The organism is Arthrobacter sp. SPG23, from assembly GCF_000876655.1.
In the GTDB taxonomy this organism is placed as follows: Bacteria; Actinomycetota; Actinomycetes; order Actinomycetales; family Micrococcaceae; genus Arthrobacter.
The window spans coordinates 81,166-99,671 of record NZ_JYCN01000025.1 but is presented as its reverse complement, the minus strand read 5'-3'; the positions used below and the strand labels follow the sequence as shown (position 1 = coordinate 99,671).

Sequence of the window (18,506 nt, the reverse complement as noted above, 5' to 3'; positions counted from 1 at the left end):
GGGGGACACCTTGACGCATCACTCCGGCCGGAACCCGTTCCACCGCGCCCTGGGGCTCGCCGCCTGTGCCGCCCTCACGTTCGGCGGCACCTTCCTGGCGGTCCCCGCCGTCGCAGAGTCCGGTGCGCCAATTCCCGATCCTTCCGTGTCGGCGCCCGCCGGATCCACCCCGGCGCCCGCGACGACGTCATCCCCGGCACCCGCCGGATCCACCCCGGCATCCCCGGCGGGCGATTCCGCGCCTGGCATCAGCGACGCCGGCCTGGCGGAGGCCGTCCTCCGCGACCTCGGAATGACGCTGGAGCAGTTCAACGCCGCCGGTGAGCAGGGCAAACGCGCGGCCGACGCCGTTGCCTCCTTGCGCGGGTTGCCCGGCTATGTGGGAATCAGCTTGAAAGACGGCCGGATTGTGGTGGAGGGCACCGGACCGGAGCTCGAAGACCGGGTAGCTGAACTCAACGCCGCGGGGCCCGGTGACTTTGTGCTGGTAGCGTCCAGTGCCACGCTGGAGCCACCATCACAGCCGGCGCCTTCAACGTCCACGCCGGCTACGACGCCGGCAGCATCCGCGCAGGCCGAACCTTCCGCGCCGGAACGGGTGGCAGCCAGCACGGACCAGCTGTTCAAGGATTACGTCCGCGAGGTGGGCGCCGAAGGCCTTCAGGCTGTGGCGTATGCCAACGGCAGCTTCGTGATCCGCACCGGCGGCACCAACCAGCCGGAGGCCGAAGGTGCCCCGGCCAACCCTGCATCCCCCGGAGTGTCAGCGGCGTCGCCCTCGCCGTCCGAATTCGTGGCGCGGTATTCCAACGTCCGCCTGGAAGAAGGCGCCCCGATTGCGCCGGAGGAGGACTTCTTCGGCGGGCAGGGCTACGTCTTCAATACCGGCATCATCTGTTCCGCCGGTTACGGCGCGTACAGCCCCGACGGAAAACCGCTGGTGCTCACTGCCGGCCATTGCACCGAAGACGGCACGGCCACAACGGCCAACGTGGAGCGCCCCGAATCACCCGCGAACAGGCTGCTCGGCACCCTGGGCTTCAGCCAGTTCGGCGGCCCGGGCAACTCCCGGATCACCGGCGACGAAGCCAATCCCGGAAACGTCGGCACGGACATCGCGGTGATCAGGGATATTCGGCCGGGCCTCGAAGTCCAGCCCGCAACCACGCGCTGGGATGCGCCCACGGACCCGGGATCCACGGCAGTGAAGATTATCGGAACCGCATTGCCGTCGCCCGGGCAGGCCGTCTGCCGGTCCGGCCGGACTGCCGGCTGGTCCTGCGGCACGGTGGATGAGGTGGGCATCTACGTCGTGGGCGGCTTCACCGCGGACCCGGCCGACCTCCGGGCCTTCCGCGGCTTCCTGTCCACCTCCGTCCAGTCCAGCGGCGGCGACTCCGGCGGCCCCTGGATCAGCGGGAACTTCGCCGTGGGCACCCATTCCGCGGGAGACCAGGTGGTTCCCGGGCAGCCGGTCAACAACTTCGCCGTGGCCACCACGCTGGAGGACGCCATGACCCGGCTTCCCGGCGTCCAGCTTCAGCTGTTCCTCAACAAGCCCCTGCTCACCGAACCGGCCGACGGTGGCGGCGTGGCACTCGGCCAGACCATCACCGGACAGGTCCCGGCGGCCCCGGCCTCCGCCGTCGCCGCGGGTTCGAAAGTCCGCATCACGGTCACCGGGCAGGAGCCCGTGGAAGTACCCGTGGACTCCGCCGGGCAATGGCAGTTCACTGCACCGTCCCCGGCCGGCCGGCTGCGGTTTACCGCCGAGACCATCAACGGCTTCAGCCATTCGGGGGCCGGCAGCTTCGACGTCACCGTGCTGCCGTCCGAGCTCCCGGCACCTGTCATTGGCAGCCCGGCGGAGGGCGCCTCCCTCACGACGCTTGAGGGAATCGAGGGGACCGGAACGCCCGGTGCCACGGTGGAACTCTCCGGCGACGCCACCGGGCAGGCCGTGGTGGGGCTCGACGGCACGTGGAAAGTGCCGGTGACCGGCGATGTGAAGTTCGGAACCTTCACCGTCACGGCGGTGCAGACCGCCCGGGGCGCCGCTGACGGCCCGGCGGCGAGCCGGACCTTCACAGTGGTGCCGCCGTCGCCCGTTGTTGCCAACATCCAGGACGGCCAGCATTTCGCCCACGACGCCGTTCCGCAGCGGATCACCGGATCAGCGCTGAAAGGCGCGGCCGTGACCGTCACGGTTGACGGCACCGCGGTGCGGGCCGGCTCGGACGGGACCTGGAGCGTGCCGGTTCCGGCCGGGCTCGCCGCCGGAACCCATACGGTGACAGCCAACCAGGGGGTCGACGGCGTGGCCTCGGCGCCGGTGCACCTCACCTTCGTGGTTGACCCCGCACCGGTGATTGTTCCCGCCGGTATCACTCCGGCCGGCGTCTCAGGCCAGTTGCCGGCCACCGGCGCCGACGGCCTGCTGACCGCGGCCGGGGTCGGAGCCGGTGTGCTGCTGCTCGGCGGTGCCGCGCTGCTCATTGCCAGGCGGCGCTCCCGCCCGTGACGAGAGTTTTTGTCCACTTATCGCGCCCAAGAGGGGCTGTAGCTCGCGATAAGTGGACAAAAACTCCACGCTACTGGAAGTCGGCCAGCCAGAGGTCCGGGCCGAACACTTCGTACTGGATGTCCCTGGCGAGCACGCCCCGTGCGACCAGCGCGCTCCGGACGGACTTCAGGAAGGGCAGCGGGCCGCAGAGGTAGTATTCGGCGTCGTCCGGCAGCTCCATCGCGTTGACGTCCATGAACCCCTTGAATGAGGACGCACTGTCCGAGCCATTCGGCTCCAGGAACCACGTATTCAACGAGCCGTCTGCCAGTGACGCGAGGTCCTCGGTGACCTGGGCCCGGAGCGGGAACGACGCCGGTGTGTCATCCGCGTGGAGCAGCATGACCTTGCGCTGGGAACCGGACTTCACCAGGTGTGAAAGCATGCCGGCCATCGGGGTGATGCCGATGCCCGCACTGGCCAGCACCACCGGCCGGTCCGTGTACTCCAGCACCACATCACCGAAAGGTGCCGAGAGCACCACTTCGTCGCCCTCCTGGACCTCATTGTGGAGCAGGTTGGACATCTCGCCGTCGGGCGTCGGGAGCCCATGGACCCGCTTCACCGCGAACTGCCGGTGGTGGCCGTCGTCGGCCTTGGTGAGGCTGTACTGCCTGGGCTGGTGCACGCCGTCGTGCATCTTCATCTTGATGGTGACGTACTGTCCGGGCAGGGAGGGCTTGACGTCGCGTTCGTCGGTGCGTTCAACGATGAACGTGACCACGTCGTCGGTCTCCTGGATGCGCCGGGCCACACGCCAGGTCCGCCAGATCGTCTCGGGTGAGAGGTGCACGGCGTTGTAGAGCCCGCGTTCCTTGTTGATGAGCATGTTGGCCATGAGCCAGTAGACCTCGTCCCAGGCAGCGGCCACTTCGGGGGTGACGGCATCGCCGAGCACGTCCACGATGGACCACATCAGGTGGTCGTGGACCACCTGGTACTGGTCCGGCGCCAGGCCCAGCGAGACGTGCTTGTGGGCTATCCGGGACAGCAGATGGTCCGGAAGCTGATCGGGTTTGTCCACCAGGAACCCGGCGAACGCGGCGATGGACCCTGCCAACGCCTGCTGCTGGCGCCCGTCCGCCTGGTTGCCCCGGTTGAAGAGCCCGTCCTGGAGGTCCGGACGCGCTTCGAACATGTGCTTGTAAAACCGTTTTGCAATCTCCTCGATGTGTTCGCCAACTACAGGCAGCGTTGCCTTGATGACAGGAGAAGAGGTGTCTGAGAGCATGATTGATCCCTTCCGGTCTTGCCGGTTAGTGCAGGCGGTGGTTCGTCGCTCGGCACAGCAAACCTAACAGCCGGGGCCGGTCCACTTCCGGGCCGATCGGCACTTCACCGGACCGGAAAATGGGTGTAGGGCCGGCGGATAGCGGCTCAGCCTTCCGCGGCCAGCTCACCGCGCGCGATGCTGTCCGAGGAATGCGCCGGGTTGCCGTCAAAGGGCTCGTTGGACACGTCCACGATGGGATACTGGGCCAGGTCGAGCCCCTCGGGGATGGCGAAGACGCCCGGCTCGCCATCGAGCATGCCAAGGCTGACGAGCTTGGAGAGGTCCGGCGAGATCACCCAGACCTCCCGGAACCCGCTGATCGGGGCGTCGGAGAGCTGCACCACCAGCTGGCGGGTGCCGTCGGGAAGCTTCTCCACGAGGGCCTTGCCGCTGGCCGTATAGGACGCCAGGGGCTGCAGCGGAGCCTCGGCAACCACCACGGCCTGGGGAGCGGTCTGCGTGGGTGAGGGCCCCGCTTCCGGGCCCTGCCCGAGGACGTTGTAGCCGGCCCACACTGCGGCCGCGCCCACCATGATCCCCGCCGCTGCGGCCATGGCCACCCAGCGCCGGGCACCCGAACCCGTCCCGGAGGACCCGTTCCTCCGTGCCGAACCTGGCCTCACGCCACCGGCGCGCGGCCGCAGCAGCGTCGGCGCGGTAGCCTGCGCCGGAGATGCGCCCGGCGGCGGCGCGCTTGGCTGCTCGGTAGCGGGAGGCGCGCTTGGCTCCTCAGCAGCGGGCGGCGCGTTTGGCTCCTCAGTAGCGGGCGGCGCGGCGGCGAGCGAAGTGGCGGGGGGCGCGGTGGCGACAGGCGACGCGGAGCCGGCGCCCGCCGTCGTGCTTTCCGCCGTCGTGCTTTCCCAAGGGGCCAGCCGGCTCAACGGGTCCTGCGCCTGTTCGGGGGAGAGGCCCAGCGCCTGGTGGATGGCTGCCCAGTTGTGCGGTCCGGGCGTGGCAAGCTCCACCTCGGCGGGATCGACTGTCGCGGCGCGGACGGTGCGTTCGAGGGCTTTCAGAGTGCCTGAACATTCCCGGCAGAACGCCAGATGGTCCGCTTCGGCCGGCGTCAGGGCGGGTTCACCAAGGGCCATCAGGCTCAGCAGCTCGTCGTCAAGATGCTTCATGGCCCGCCCACCTCCAACCGGGTCCGCATCCGGGTGAGGCTGCGCCGGATGTGGCTCTTGACGGTGCCGAGGGGCAATTGCAGGCGCGACGAAATCTGATCGTGCGTGAGGTCCTCGTAGAACGCCAGCTTCATGATCGCCTTCTGTGGATCGCCCAACCGCTCCAGCTCTTCCTCCAAGGTTATGCGGTCCGCCACGGCTTCCACGTCAGCTGCCAGCGGTCCGGCGGTGCGCTCATCGCCGACAAACTGACCCGCAGCATGTTCCAGCTCCTGCCGGCGCATCCGGGCGGACAGCGCGTCGGAGATGGCGTTACGGGTGATCCCCACCAGCCACGCAGGCAGCCGGGCAGCCTCCGGCCGGTAGCTGAGGCGTGACTTCCAGGCGCGGATGAACACTTCCTGGGTGACGTCGTCGGCCGCTGCCCGTTCCCCGAGCGACCTGAGCGCCAGTGTGTACACGAGCGGGCTCAGCCGCCGGTAGGCCTCGGCGAGCGCAGCTTCCTCGCCGGCCGCGAACGCATGATCGAGAGCGGCGTCCCAATCATGCGGGCCGGGAGGCGTCATCAATGGCTCCTTCGAGCGGCAGTGAGACCTGTGGAACCACATTATGCCGTGCCCGCCGGTGCACCGCCAGAGAGCGGGGTCTTTGGACAGCCGCGGATGGTCGCCGGAGACGACGGCGGGACGGGCGCCGGACACGGCGGGACCGGCGCCTGACAAGACGGCGGGGCCGCCCGTCAGGCGGCCCCGCCGGCAATGGCGGTCAGTGATGGCGCACGTCGTTTCTGCGTCCCTCGTTCCCGCGAGCCGCGTCAGTGACGGCCGTGCCACCGGGGCTCGGAGTCAACAACCTGGACGGCCACGGCAAGGTTGCCGTCGGCCAGGCTTCCCCAGGCGTAGACGATTGTGTTCTTGCCGGCCTCGACGGTGATGTCAGCCGGCCCGATCACCGGATCGGTGGTCCCGGCCGCGGCTACCGACGCCGAAATGGTTCCGGCCTTGAGCTTCAGGGTCGCCTCGTCCGGATTGCTGAGTCCCTCGATCACTGCCGACCCGCCGGCCAGGACGTCGACGGCGGGAGCTGCGGCTACGTGCCTGACCGTCAGTTTGCCCTTGTTGTCGTTGCGGGGAGCCTTGGTGTTGTTAGTGAAGAGCGTGGCCGTGGGGGCGCCGTCGGCGTCAAGGTGTGCCACGGCGGTGTAGTCCCCGCCCTCGTCGAGTTCAACGGTCACCGGCCCGATCACCGGGTTGTCGGCGCTGGTGGCGTCCGAGGCGGTGATGGCGATGTCGTAGTCGCCGGCATCCAGCTCCAGCGGGCCGGCCAGGGTCCCGGGCGTGAAGTCATCCAGGGTGAGCTTGCCGTCCACCCACACGTCCACGGTCAGGCCGGGCACTCCGTGCAGGACCGAGAGCTTGGCGGGGTCGTCGTCGTGGTGCCAGCCGCCGGCCTGGGCCGGGGTCGCGAAGGCCAGTGCGGCCGCGAGCGACAGTGCTCCGGCGGCATACGTTGTTTTGCGCATTTTCAAACTCCTCAGAGGGATGCCCGGTGACGGGCTGTGTTTGTGCTTACGCCCTTACTACCTGCGGGACGTCCTCTGTGGATGCAATGTCATGGATCTTTTTTTGGCGTCAGTTTTTCCGGTCCATCAGGAGGTTGGTGATCCGGAGCGTGCAGAGACGCTGGCCCGCCTCGTTGGTGAGCAGGACCTCATGGGTGGTCAGTGTTCCGCCCAGGTGGATGGGGGTGGCCGTGATGGTGATCCGGCCCTCGCGCGCCGACCTGTGGTGGGTGGCGGACACGTCCACGCCCACGGCGGTCTTGCCCATGGTGCTGGCGTGGATCACCGCCGCCCAGGAACCCACGGCCTCGCCCACGGCCAGCGAGGCTCCGCCGTGCAGCAGCCCGAACGACTGCCGGTTGCCCTCCACTGGCATCGTGGCAACAACGCGTTCCACCGATTCCTCGACGATCTTCACGCCCATCTTCTCGTCGAGTTCCCCGAGGGTGATCTTCCACAGTTCGGCGCTGCCGGTTTCTGGCTGCATGGCCACTTCTCTTTCGTTGGGGTTCCTCTAGTGTGCAGCAAGGCACATTCATGTACTGTAGACATATTACCGAACGGACGGTCAGTAATGCACTGGCCGTGATGATCTTGCCCCCGCTGGAAGGACCCGTCAACGATGACCACCACTGCAACTGCTCCGAAATCCTCGCTGGACACTGTGGAGACCGTTCCCAGTTTTGTCCGGGACGCCTGGTGGACGCCCGACGCCGATGCCGCGGCTTCCGCTGTCCCCGTCCTGGATGCCAGCACCGGCGAGCTCCTCGCCAAGGTGAGCACGGAGGGACTGGACCTTGCCGACGTCGTGGAGTACGGACGCACCACCGGCCAGAAGGAACTCGGCACGCTGACCTTCCACCAGCGCGCCCTGAAGCTCAAGGAGCTGGCGCAGTACCTCAACGCCCGCCGCGATCACTTCTATGAGCTGTCCGCCCAGACCGGCGCCACCAAGATCGACTCCATGGTGGACATCGACGGCGGCATCGGCGTGCTCTTCACGTTCGGCTCCAAGGGCCGCCGCGAACTGCCCAACTCGCAGGTTGTGGTGGACGGCCCCATGGAGGTCCTGTCCCGCGACGGTTCCTTCGCCGGCGAGCACATCTACACCCGCATCCCTGGCGTCGCCGTGCAGATCAACGCCTTCAACTTCCCGGTGTGGGGCATGCTGGAGAAGTTCGCGCCCGCGTTCATCGCCGGCGTTCCCACCATCGTCAAGCCCGCCACTCCCACCGGGTATGTGGCGGCGGCCGTGGTCAAGGCCATCGTGGAGTCCAACATCCTGCCCAAGGGCTCGCTGCAGCTCATCTCCGGCTCGGCCCGCACCATCCTCGACAACCTCGACTACCGCGACCTCGTGTCCTTCACCGGCTCCGCCTCCACGGCCAACTCGCTGAAGTCGCACCCGAACGTGGTGCAGGGCGGCGTCCGGTTCACGTCGGAGACTGACTCGCTCAACGCGGCCATCCTGGGCCCGGACGCGGTCAAAGGCACGCCGGAGTTCGATGCCTTCATCAAGTCCGTGGTCACGGAGATGACCGTCAAGGCCGGGCAGAAGTGCACCTCCATCCGGCGCACCATCGTGCCCCGGGAGATGGTGTCCGACGTCGTTGCCGCCGTGGGTGCCCGCATCGAGGAACGCGTGGTGCTGGGTGATCCCCGTGCCGAGGGCGTCACCATGGGTGCGCTCGCGTCCCTTGAGCAGCTGGCCGACGTCCGCGCCGCCGTTCAGTCAATGCTCGATGCCGGCGGCGAGCTTGCGTACGGCACGCTCGATTCGCCCAAGGTGACCAAAGCTGACGGGGGAGTGGCCGTCGTCGAAGACGGTGCCTTTATGTCCCCGGTGCTGCTCAGCTGGGCGGACGCCGAAGCCGAGGAAGTCCACTCCCTGGAAGCCTTCGGTCCGGTGTCCTCGGTGATCGGCTACACCGACCTTGCAGACGCCGTGCGCCTCGCCGCCCGCGGTGGCGGCTCACTGGTGGCTTCGGTGTGTACCAATGATCCCGAGGTTGCCCGCGAACTGGTCACCGGGATTGCCGCGCACCACGGCCGCGTCCTGATGCTCAACCGCGAGGACGCCCGCAGCTCCACCGGGCACGGTTCGCCGGTCCCGCACCTGGTCCACGGAGGGCCGGGACGTGCCGGCGGCGGCGAAGAACTGGGCGGCATCCGTTCGGTGATGCACCACATGCAGCGCACCGCCATCCAGGGTTCGCCCAACATGCTCACCGCCGTCACGGGGATCTGGCACACCGGCGCCGACCGGAACTTCACGCTCGAGACCGAAGGCCAGCACCCGTTCCGGAAGCACCTGAGCACGCTGCACATCGGCGACGCGATCCGCTCCGAGCTGCGTGAAGTGAGCCTGGAGGAGATCAGCAAGTTCGCCGACTCCACGGGCGACACGTTCTACGCCCACACCAACCAGGAGGCTGCGGAGGCCAACCCGTTCTTCCCCGGCATCGTGGCGCACGGCTACCTGCTGCTTGCATGGGGCGCCGGGCTGTTCGTGGAGCCCGCTCCGGGCCCCGTGCTGGCCAACTACGGCCTGGAGAGCCTGCGCTTCATCACTCCGGTGGCCGCGGGCGATTCCATCCGTGTGACGCTGACCGCCAAGAAGATCACACCGCGTGAAACCGACGAGTACGGCGAAGTGGCCTGGGACGCCGTCCTGACCAACCAGAACGACGAAATCGTAGCCACGTACGACGTCCTCACCCTCGTCGAAAAGTAACCCTCCCCCCTGCCCTATCACTTGTGGCTGCTAAAACGCCGAAATGGCCGCCACAAGTGGTAGCGCAACCAGTCAGCGAGGGTTTCGTAAGATCTTTCCGGGCCGCCCCGGCGTAAGATTTTCAGCGTAGGAGGTGGCGAAATGTCCCTAGTACTCAACAAAGCCACAACAGTCCTGCCAGTCGATGATGTAGAGCGTGCCCGGCATTTCTACGCGGACACTTTGGGGCTCCCGCACCGGGGCGTGGCAGATGACGGAAGCGAATTGTTTGGCTCAGAAGGCGGCCCCATGCTGCAGCTGATGCCGGTCAAGGACGGTATGCATTCAGAGCACACCACCCTGAGTTTCGAAGTCAGCGAGATCGAACGCACGGTCCGGGAAATGGAAGCCAAGGGCGTCGCATTCCAGGACTACGATCTCCCGGACATCAAGACCGAGAACCACATTTGTACAACTGACTCCGAGAAGTGCGCCTGGTTTATGGACTCCGAGCACAACATCCTCTGCTTGCACGAGAACATCGGCTCAGTAGCGGATTACCAGCTTTGACCCGCAACCCCTGGCACCCTGCCTGAGGAACAGCGCCCCGGTCCGTCGGGGCGCTGTTCTCCGTTAACTCTCCCTTTCAGCCGCCCCGATTGAGCCGATGCGAGGAGCCACACCATGACCCACCCGCAGCCGGGGCAAGCGCACCCGGTCCGGATCCGCCGCAGGTTCGGGTGGCTGCCGCGCACCAGGATCGGCAAGGCGGCGGGGATCCTGGACCTGGCCATGCTGGCTTTCCCGGTCTGGGTCCTGCCGTCCTGGTATCTCATCACGTTCCTCATCGGTGCCGGCGGCATGTTCGAGTCGCCTCGGGCCATTGCAGCGAACAGCGTCTTCCAGGCACTGGTGGTTGTGGGCGTCCTGGTGGTCAACCTGGTAGCTCTGCTCCTCAAGAAGGACCATGCGATCCTGCTCGGCCTGGCCGTTCTGCTGCTGTCCGCGGTGTTGGCCTACATGGGCTGGTACACCAATGTGCACGGTTTTCCCGGCCTTGACTACGCGGGCCGGTAACCGCGGACCGGTCACCCGCCGGGAACCCCTCAGGGTGAGCCGGCCGGCGTCGTGGACCACGGCGTGACCGGCCGCTCCTGCCTGACGCCGTCCACGGTGATGTCCACGCGTTCATTGAAGAAGCACACCAGCCCGTGGATCTGCGCGGCGTCCCGGAAGCGCTGGTCGTACATCCACGCGACGTTCCGGCCGTTCTCGGCCGGCGGGTAGCTCAGGTAGCTCGCAGTGCCCTTGTAGGGGCAGACCGTCTTCTTGTCGCCGGCGTCCATGAGGTCCAGCCGGACGTCCGCCGGAGGAATGTAGTAGCGCACCGGCAGCATGGTCTCGTACAGCAGCTGCGCGCCGTTGGTCGCGGCCAGCGTGACGTCGTCGAGCCTCACCTCAACGGTGACCGACGACGCCCGGATGTCCACGCGGTGGAACGGATCGCGGGGGTGGCCGATGATCTCCTCGTCGTCCTCCAGCCAGTCGAAGGCGTTGAAATCCAGGACAACGTGCCCGGCGAGGTCGGGGTCAGCCGGCCGGAAGGCCGCGCGGGGCAGCCTCGCGTCGGAGGTCACGACGTCGAACTCCTCACCGGCCGCCGTGTGCCGGCCGAAACCGGTGCGGGGATCCAGCGACGGCGGCGCGTCCAGCATGATTTTCACCCCGTATTCGGGGACCTCGCCCGCCTGTTGCCCGGGCGGCGCCAGCTCGGCCCGGAGATCCACTTCGGGGACGGCGAAGACGGGGGTGACGCGTCTGGGCTCCCACACCAGGATCGCGTAGGAGGTGTCGACGACGGTGTTCCCGCCCGTCATCGCCCGGACCCTTTTGGGGGTGGGCTGGTACCGCAAATCGGGGAACGTGCCGAAGATGACTTCGGATAACTTCGTGGCCATGACTACAGGGTGATCGCCACTTTTCCCGCCGTCAATGACTGTCCCGGCAGCTCTCCGGTCCCGGTGTGGAACAGGTGGTGAGGGAGGGTGTCAGCGTGCCGCGTGGAGGCCGTTGAACGCCATTGTGATGACGTCGTCGGCCAGCTTTTCGGGGGACAGCGAGCCGCCCGGCTTGTACCATTCGACGATCGAGTTGATGGTGCCGAACAGGAGGCGCGTGACCGTGCGGGGATCGATGTCCGCGCGGAGGGAGCCCTCGTCGCGGGCGGCGGAGATCAGGGCCGCAACCTTGTGGTCGAAGGTGCGGCGGCGTTCCATGGCGTCGCGCTCAATGTCCGTGTTGCCGCGCAGGCGCAGCAGCAGGGTGACGAACGGCAGCCGTTCCACCAGTACGGAGATCGTCTCGCGCAGCACGAACTCCAGCCGGGCTTCGGCACTTCCGGACTGGGCCTGCGGCTGCTCCAGGATGGCCTCCAGGCCGCCCAGCGCTTCTTCCAGTGCGAGCTTGAGGAGGTCGCCCTTGGACGGCACGTGGTGGTAGATGGCCGACTTGGAAATACCCAGGTTTTCGGCAACGATGCCCATGGACGTGGCGTCGTAGCCGTGACGGTTGAAGACCTCGACGGCGATCTGCAGCACCGACTGCTGGTCGTATCCCGGGCGGCCGCGCTTGGTGGGTGCATCAGTAGTGGACATACCGGCCATTTTCTCATGAACGTTCGGTCGATAGGCGCATCGGGTGTCATGGTTCAGAAATGCCTTGCCTGCGCGGTGCCCCGGTGCTAGAAAACTTATAGGAGTAACCACCGGCCTGGCGGCCGGTACGCGCTCCAACAGTTTCATAGACCGGGACGGGATCAGGCACATTGGGCTGCCCGGCTGGCGGTTAGCCATCGGCACGTCACAGCGCTGTCGCGCATTGGCAGCAGTGCACTGAAAGCCTCCCGTAAAAGGATGGTCCCCGGCTGCAGCAGCCGGGGACCATCCCCATGTCGGTGACTTTCCGACGTCGTGCGTTGCCAGGAAGGCCCGCTTAGCTGGCGTTCTCTTCCAGCGTGAGGTCGCGGTCCCTGGTTTCCGGGGCTTTGATCGCCTGGACCAGCGAGATGCCCACGATGACCATCATGTACACGGCGATGGGCCAGTAGGAGCCGGTGGCCCAGGCGAGCAGCCCGGAGCAGATGATGGGGGCGATGCCGCCGCCGAAGATGGCTGAGAACTCGCGGGCAATTGCCACCCCGGCGTACCGGAACTTGGAACCGAACAGCTCCGCGTACATGGCTGATTGCGCCGCGATGCCGCCCTCCACGGCGAAGGTGAAGCCCACGGCGTAGACCAGGGCGATCAGCCAGACGTTGCCCGTGCTGCTGAGCCAGAATGCCGGGAAGGAGAACAGGAAGAGGAACGCGAGGATGAAGACGTTCACGGGCTTGCGGCCCCAGCGGTCCGTGGCGCGTCCGGCGATCAGCGCGGCGGGGATGGCGAAGAGGCCGCCCATGGCCAGCATCTGGGGGATGAGTGCCTTGTCGATGTTGACCACGGAGATCAGGAACGTGCCCAGGAACGCCTGGTAGATGTAGGAGTGGGCGTGCGTGCCCATGTTGATGAGGAACACCTGGCGGAGCGGACGGCGGCCCTTCTTGAGAACTTCGGAGACCGGGGAGGCTGCCTCGACGTGTTCCTTCTTGAGCTCGGCGAAGACCGGCGATTCCTTCATGTTGCGGCGGATCAGGTACGCGGCCACGGTCACGAGGGCGCTGGAAAGGAACACCAGGCGCCAGCCCCAGGATTCGAGGTCTTCGCGCGGCAGCAGCTGCACCAGGATCCAGGCGCCGGATCCGAAGACGGAGCCGACGGCGGCGCCGGCCCACACCAGCGACGTCATGGCGCCGCGCTTGCCCTTGGGTGCGAATTCCGCCAGCAGCACCACGGCGCTGGCCATTTCCGCGCCGGCGCCGAAGCCCTGGATGAACCGGAGGACGGTCAGCAGAATGGGGGCCAGGATGCCCACGGATTCGTAGGTGGGCAGCAGGCCCATGGCGAAGGTGGCCGTGCCCATCAGGGCCAGGGTGGCCACGAGCACGAACTTCCGGCCGATCTTGTCGCCGTAGCGGGAGAAGAACAGTCCGCCCATGGGCCGGGCAACGAAGCCGACGGCGTAGGCGCCGAAGCTGGCGATGAAACCTACCGCGGGGGAGACGTTGGGGAAGAACAGCGTGTTGAAGATGATGGCCGTGCCTACGCCGTAGACAACCATGTCGTAATTTTCCAGAACGGTTCCGATGAACCCTGCCCAGCCGGCGCGGCGGAGCTCGGACTTGTTGACGGCGGCCGGATGTAGTGCGCCGTGGTGCTGGGTTCCCGTAGGCAAGGGAGTATGCGTCATTGCTGTTCCTATTCTGGAGAAAGCGCCCACCACTGCGTGGGTGCTGTTACAGACTAGGGGTAAAAAGCGCAGTTTGGCAACCGATTGCCTAAATTGTGGCAACAAAAGGCAATACGGGTGCGGGCGGAGCGCTCCGGGAAAGCTTTCCCGGCACGCCGGAAGGGCCCGGGAGTAATCCCGGACCCTTCCAGTGGCGGCCCGTGCGGGGCCGCCGGGTGCTGTTTTTGTAGGCCTGCTACGCCTTGGGGCGCATGTCGTAGATCCGGCGGAGCTTGCCATTTGAACGCTCCAGCGAGCCGGGCTCGACGACGCTGACGGTGCAGGAGGACCCGACGTGGATCTTGATCTGCTGCTGCAGGACCTTTGCGGCCGACGCCACACCTTCAACCGTGACGGATTCGCGGCGTTCAATCTTCACCGTGAGCTGGTCCATCCGCTGGCCCTCGGGGCGGGTGAGTTCCAGCTGGAAGTGCGGGCTCAGCTCGGGGATCCGCAGCGCGATTTCCTCGATCTGAGAGGGGAAGAGGTTCACGCCGCGCAGGATGATCATGTCATCGCTGCGGCCGGTGATGCGGCCCATGCGGCGGTGCGCGGGGCGGGCGGTGCCGGGCAGCAGGCGGGTGAGGTCCTTGGTGCGGTAGCGGATGATGGGCAGCGCTTCCTTGGTGAGCGAGGTGAACACCAGTTCGCCGTGTTCGCCGTCGCCCAGGACCTTCGTGGGGTCGAACGCGTCAATGATCTCGGGGCGGAAGTGGTCCTCCCAGATGTGGCTGCCGTCCTGGGTTTCCACGGCTTCGCCGGCCACGCCGGGGCCCATGACCTCGGAGAGCCCGTAGATGTCGCAGGCCTTGATGTTCATGGTCACTTCGAGCTCGTGGCGCATTTCCTCGGTCCACGGCTCGGCGCCCAGCACGGCGTACTTGAGCGAGGTGGAGGCCGGGTCGATGCCCTGCTTCATCATGGCGTCGGCGATGGTCAGCAGGTAGGTCGGGGTGGCCAGGATGGCGTCGGGCTTGAAGTCCTGGATCAGGGTGATCTGGCGTTCGGTCTGGCCGCCTGAGATCGGGATGACCGTGCAGCCCAGGGCCTCGGCGCCGGCATGGGCGCCCATGCCGCCGGTGAACAGGCCGTAGCCGTAGGCGTTGTGGACCTTCATGCCGGGGCGGACGCCGGACGCGCGGAGGGAGCGCGCCACCAGCTTGGCCCAGTCGGCGAGGTCCTTCTTGGTGTAGCCCACCACCGTGGCGCGTCCGGTGGTGCCGGAGCTCGCATGGATGCGGGCCACCTCGTGCTGCGGCACGGCGAACATGCCGAAGGGGTACTCCAGCCGGAGGTCCTCCTTGGTGGTGAAGGGGAACTTGCCCAGGTCGGCGAGCTCGCGGAGGTCCGTGGGGTGGACGCCGTGCTCGTCGAACTTGCGCTTGTACAGGGGAACGCGGTCGTAGGCGTATGCGACCGTGTGCTGGAGGCGGCTCAGCTGCAGTGCCTCCAGTTCGTCGCGGGATATGGTTTCTTCGCGGTCCAGCACGGCGTCGGTGGCAGCTGCTGGTTCAGTGGCGTGGAGGGTCATCTGGGGGTCCCTGTTTCTATTTCTTGGAGATGGTGCGGCTGCGGCCGCGGAACTCGGCGATGAGCTCGCCCGGGGTTTCATCTGAGCCGGCACCGGCGGATGGTCCCGCGGGGGAGCCGGCGGGGTGGGGATCTGCGGCGTAGATCTGGACGTCGTAGAGACCGCTGCGGCCGGCATGGGCGCGTCGGTTGGCGACGGCGGTGATCACCTGGCCGGTGAAGGCCGGCTTGAGGAAATTGATGTCGACGCCGGAGGCTACGGTGATCGTGTCGCTGCCGGCGCTGGCTGCGCCGGCTCCCGCTGAGCCGGGAGGCGGGCCTGCCGGGTTGCAGGCCAGGGCGAACGCGGTATCGCCGAAGGCGAAGATCATTCCGCCGTGGGCCATGCCGAAGCCGTTGAGCATTTCCTGCCGGAGGGTCATGCGGATGGTGGCGTAGCCCTCGCTGACGGCAAGGACTTCAATGCCCATCCATTCGGAGGCATAGTCGTTTTCGAGGATGGGGTGGGTGGCCCCGGAGAGTGTTACTTCAGCCATGCGTCATTGCCTCCAGCTTTATTTACCGAATGTTCATTAGGTAATCCCATTTTGGGGCATGCTGTCAAGAGGTGGGGCTGATTTCGGTCTCCGGGCCAGCTTCCTGACACCTGCCCAGACCGGAGTCCTGGCCGGCGCCGAGGCCCCGGCCCCTGCCCGGGTCCGGGCCGGAAGCCCCTACCTGCCTGCAGCCGTCTCCGGAGATCATGGGACAACACCAGTTGCTGAAAGGACGCTGCCGCGTGGAGGTTGAGAGGGGAACTCCGATGAAGGTGCTTGTGGCCTATGCGAGCCGGCACGGAGCAACAGCCGGGATTGCCGAACGGATTGCTGCCGGCCTCGGGGCTGCCGGACTGGCGGCCGAGGCCCGTTCAATCAGCGAGTACTTCGACCCCGCCCCGTACGACGCCTTTGTGATTGGCGGGGCAACCTACATGGCCCATGTCATGAAGGATGTCACGGCCTTTATCAAGAGCCACGAGGTCCTCTTGTCCGAACGGCCGGTCTGGCTGTTCAGCAGCGGGCCGCTGGGCACGGACCGCGTGGATGCCGAGGGCCATGATGTTCTTGAGTCCGCCAGGCCCAAGGAATTCGAGAAGCTGTCCGGCCTTGTGCACACCCGCGGGGAACAGGTGTTTTTTGGTGCCTGGGATCCGGATGCGCCGCCCGGCGGGTTGGCCGAACGGCTGATGAAGCTCGTGCCCGCCGCAAAGGATGCGCTGCCGGCCGGCGATTTCCGGGACTGGGATGCGGTGGATGCCTGGGCGGCGGAAATCGCGGCGGCCCTAGGCGGGGTCCGATGAACGGAATTTTTGGGCGGGCGGAGACATACTCCAGCGCCTTGGGCCCGTCAGCCCTGCTGGCCGGCACGTTTGTCCTGGACGCCAAGACCCGGGCCATGGACTGGTCGGATGAGGTCTACGCCATCCACGGCTACAGCCGGGGGGACGTGGTTCCAACGCTGGAGCTGACGATGGCGCACAAGCACCCTGACGACCTGGCGCGCATTCAGGAGATCACCCGCGGGGTGTATGCCCACGGCGGGCATGTGGCCATCTACCATCGCCTGGTTGATGCCCGGCGCCGCGAGCGCAAGGTGCTGACGGCGGGGGAAGCGGTGCTGGACGAGGCCGGGAACCTGGTCACGGTTTCGGGGATCATGCTGGACCTGACTTCCACGATCCAGCGGGAAACAGAGCTTGCCGCGCGCGAAGCCGTCCGGGGCGCGGTGGGTACGCGGAGCACCATCGCGAAGGCCGAAGGCATCCTCATCGGGCGGCTCGGCATTGGATCGGATGACGCCTTCAAATTGCTGATCAACTACAGCAACAACAGGAACATCAAACTCGCGTCCGTGGCGTGCGGCCTCGTGGCCCTGGCCGACAACCCGGCGGACGCGGGCGCGCTGGGGTGTGTCATTCAGGAACTGGTGCATGCCCGCCACCGCCGGCCGGCCCGCCAGCGCACCCGCCAGGATGAAGCGTCGGCCTAAGCCTCCCCAGCGCCTCACCGCGGACGCTGCCCGTCAGCCCCGCTGACCCTCGCCACCAGGGTTTCGACGCCGGCGGACCAGTCCCAGGCAGAGCGCGGCTGCCGCTGCAGCGGCGGCCGCCACGATGCCGAACGGGACCGGATCGTTGGCACCGCCGATGCCCACCAGGGGAGCGGCCAGGCCGCCGAAGGCGAACCGGGCCAGACCCAGGAGCGACGAGGCTGTGCCGGCGATGTCCGGATACTCCTTGAGCGCCAGCGAGGTGGCCGGCGGACTGGTGGCGGCCACGCCGCTGACCATGGTGAACAGGGACAGGATGATGGCGATCAGGGGCAGGTGCAGGAGTGCGGTGGCCAGCAGGCCCAGGGCGCCGGCGAGGGCCATGGCCAGGCCCGCGGCAAGGGTTCCGCGTTCGGACCAGCGCTCGGCCAGGCGGCCGGCGATGAACCCGAAGATTACAAAGCCCACGGAGTTCAGCCCGAATGCGAACGAGTACTCCTGCGGGGAGAGCCCGTACATGCCCTGGAGGATATAGGTCGCCCCGCTCAGGTAGGCGAAGATGGCGGAGTAGGTGAAGCCGGTGATCAGGACTGCTCCCACGAACATCCTGTCGGCGACGAGCCGGCGGAAGTCGTTGAGCGTGTGGGGGAGGCCTCCGGTGACTCTCCGGTCTGCCGGCAGCGTCTCGCGGAAGACCACCAGGCACGCCACGAGGATGGCCACACCCACTGCTGCGAGGAACAGGAAGACTCCGCGCCAGTCGGTGACCGCCGCGAGCTGCCCGCCGATCACCGGGCCGATGATGGCGGCCAACCCGCCGAGCACGGTGAGGCGGCCGTAGTAGCGGATCAGCTTCCCGCCCGAGTACACGTCCCGGCCCGCAGCCTGCGCGATCACGATGCCCACTGCGCCCGCGAGGCCCTGGACGAACCGGGCGAGGATGAGGGTTTCCACCGTGGGGCTGAGGGCGCACAGGACCGACGTGACGGTGTAGGCGACCACGCCGATGAGCAGCGGCGTGCGGCGGCCGAAACGGTCCGAGAGGGGGCCGGCAACCACCTGGCCGATGGCCAGGCCGAGCAGGCAGGCGGTGATAGTCAGCTGCGCCACGGACGTGGTGCTCTGGAGCTCGGCGGTGAGGGCCGGGAGGACCGGCAGGTAGAGGTCCATCGAGATCGGACCGAAGATGGTCAGCAGGCCGAGGACAACCGCCAGCGGCCGCCCGACGGACGGTGCAGATGCGGGCGCGGGGCCGGGTGCGGTGGCGTGCGCAGGGGCGCCGGTGGCGGTCATGCTGGCTCCGTTCCAGTTGATGATGCGGGGTGGTTTCC

General features: G+C 67.2%; 17 protein-coding genes. 6 read left to right on the top strand and 11 right to left on the bottom strand.

The annotated features are described in order from the left end of the window. The first annotated feature begins 10 nt into the window (after positions 1–10). Complete coding sequence (locus tag TV39_RS16505; RefSeq protein WP_043483907.1) at positions 11–2,521, top strand: trypsin-like serine protease; 2,511 nt, start codon at positions 11–13, stop codon at positions 2,519–2,521. Between the two features lie 70 nt (positions 2,522–2,591). Here the strand turns inward: TV39_RS16505 and TV39_RS16500 are convergent, their stop codons facing one another. From TV39_RS16500 to TV39_RS16480, 5 genes are all read right to left on the bottom strand, one after another. Next, complete coding sequence (locus TV39_RS16500) at positions 2,592–3,794, bottom strand: globin domain-containing protein (RefSeq protein ID WP_043483577.1); 1,203 nt, start codon at positions 3,792–3,794, stop codon at positions 2,592–2,594. 146 nt (positions 3,795–3,940) lie between these two features. Next, entirely contained in the window at positions 3,941–4,960 is a 1,020-nt protein-coding gene (locus tag TV39_RS16495) for an anti-sigma factor domain-containing protein (RefSeq protein WP_043483574.1), read from the bottom strand. Further along, on the bottom strand, positions 4,957–5,526 hold the full coding sequence (locus TV39_RS16490; RefSeq protein WP_043483571.1) for an RNA polymerase sigma factor: 570 nt from the start codon (positions 5,524–5,526) through the stop codon (positions 4,957–4,959). The genes TV39_RS16495 and TV39_RS16490 overlap by 4 nt, the downstream gene beginning before the upstream one ends. 248 nt (positions 5,527–5,774) lie before the next feature. Further along, positions 5,775–6,482 (bottom strand): DUF4397 domain-containing protein, encoded by a 708-nt coding sequence (locus tag TV39_RS16485; protein ID WP_043483568.1) that lies wholly within the window; start codon positions 6,480–6,482, stop codon positions 5,775–5,777. A 109-nt stretch (positions 6,483–6,591) separates the two neighbouring features. After that, complete coding sequence (locus tag TV39_RS16480; protein WP_043483905.1) at positions 6,592–7,008, bottom strand: PaaI family thioesterase; 417 nt, start codon at positions 7,006–7,008, stop codon at positions 6,592–6,594. A 135-nt stretch (positions 7,009–7,143) separates the two neighbouring features. On the opposite strand from TV39_RS16480, the gene paaZ reads away from it, so the two are divergent. The 3 genes from paaZ (at position 7,144) to TV39_RS16465 (ending at position 10,311) form a co-directional block, all read left to right on the top strand. After that, positions 7,144–9,255: a phenylacetic acid degradation bifunctional protein PaaZ gene (gene paaZ / locus TV39_RS16475; RefSeq protein WP_043483565.1), complete on the top strand. Its 2,112-nt coding sequence runs from the start codon at positions 7,144–7,146 to the stop codon at positions 9,253–9,255. 141 nt (positions 9,256–9,396) lie between these two features. Next, positions 9,397–9,804 (top strand): VOC family protein, encoded by a 408-nt coding sequence (locus TV39_RS16470; protein WP_043483562.1) that lies wholly within the window; start codon positions 9,397–9,399, stop codon positions 9,802–9,804. Positions 9,805–9,918: 114 nt separating this feature from the next. Then, positions 9,919–10,311 carry a hypothetical protein gene (locus tag TV39_RS16465; protein WP_043483559.1) on the top strand — a complete coding sequence of 131 codons (393 nt, stop codon included), beginning with the start codon at positions 9,919–9,921 and terminating at the stop codon, positions 10,309–10,311. A gap of 29 nt (positions 10,312–10,340) precedes the next feature. Here the strand turns inward: TV39_RS16465 and TV39_RS16460 are convergent, their stop codons facing one another. The 5 genes from TV39_RS16460 to TV39_RS16440 form a co-directional block, all read right to left on the bottom strand. Further along, positions 10,341–11,192, bottom strand: a complete 852-nt coding sequence (locus TV39_RS16460; protein ID WP_043483556.1) for a DUF427 domain-containing protein — start codon at positions 11,190–11,192, stop codon at positions 10,341–10,343. Positions 11,193–11,282: 90 nt separating this feature from the next. Further along, positions 11,283–11,888, bottom strand: coding sequence for a TetR/AcrR family transcriptional regulator (locus TV39_RS16455; RefSeq protein WP_043483553.1), 606 nt, complete (start codon positions 11,886–11,888; stop codon positions 11,283–11,285). Between the two features lie 337 nt (positions 11,889–12,225). Then, positions 12,226–13,578 carry an MFS transporter gene (locus TV39_RS16450; RefSeq protein ID WP_082049823.1) on the bottom strand — a complete coding sequence of 451 codons (1,353 nt, stop codon included), beginning with the start codon at positions 13,576–13,578 and terminating at the stop codon, positions 12,226–12,228. 235 nt (positions 13,579–13,813) lie between these two features. Then, a complete protein-coding gene (gene paaK / locus TV39_RS16445; protein ID WP_043483550.1) occupies positions 13,814–15,148 on the bottom strand; it encodes a phenylacetate--CoA ligase PaaK in 1,335 nt (444 codons plus the stop codon). A 16-nt stretch (positions 15,149–15,164) separates the two neighbouring features. Continuing rightward, the gene (locus TV39_RS16440; RefSeq protein ID WP_043483547.1) at positions 15,165–15,683 is read right to left on the bottom strand and encodes a hotdog fold thioesterase; all 519 of its coding nucleotides are present in this window, start codon (positions 15,681–15,683) and stop codon (positions 15,165–15,167) included. Positions 15,684–15,925: 242 nt separating this feature from the next. Between TV39_RS16440 and TV39_RS16435 the strand changes: the two genes are divergently transcribed. Together TV39_RS16435 and TV39_RS16430 are read left to right on the top strand one after the other, a co-directional pair. After that, positions 15,926–16,486 carry a flavodoxin domain-containing protein gene (locus TV39_RS16435; protein WP_235347424.1) on the top strand — a complete coding sequence of 187 codons (561 nt, stop codon included), beginning with the start codon at positions 15,926–15,928 and terminating at the stop codon, positions 16,484–16,486. Next, entirely contained in the window at positions 16,483–17,175 is a 693-nt protein-coding gene (locus TV39_RS16430; RefSeq protein ID WP_043483542.1) for a PAS and ANTAR domain-containing protein, read from the top strand. Before TV39_RS16435 ends, TV39_RS16430 begins: the two co-directional genes overlap by 4 nt. 33 nt (positions 17,176–17,208) lie before the next feature. On the opposite strand, the gene TV39_RS16425 is transcribed toward TV39_RS16430, so the two are convergent. Beyond that, positions 17,209–18,468, bottom strand: a complete 1,260-nt coding sequence (locus tag TV39_RS16425) for a multidrug effflux MFS transporter (protein WP_043483901.1) — start codon at positions 18,466–18,468, stop codon at positions 17,209–17,211. Positions 18,469–18,506 lie beyond the last annotated feature (38 nt).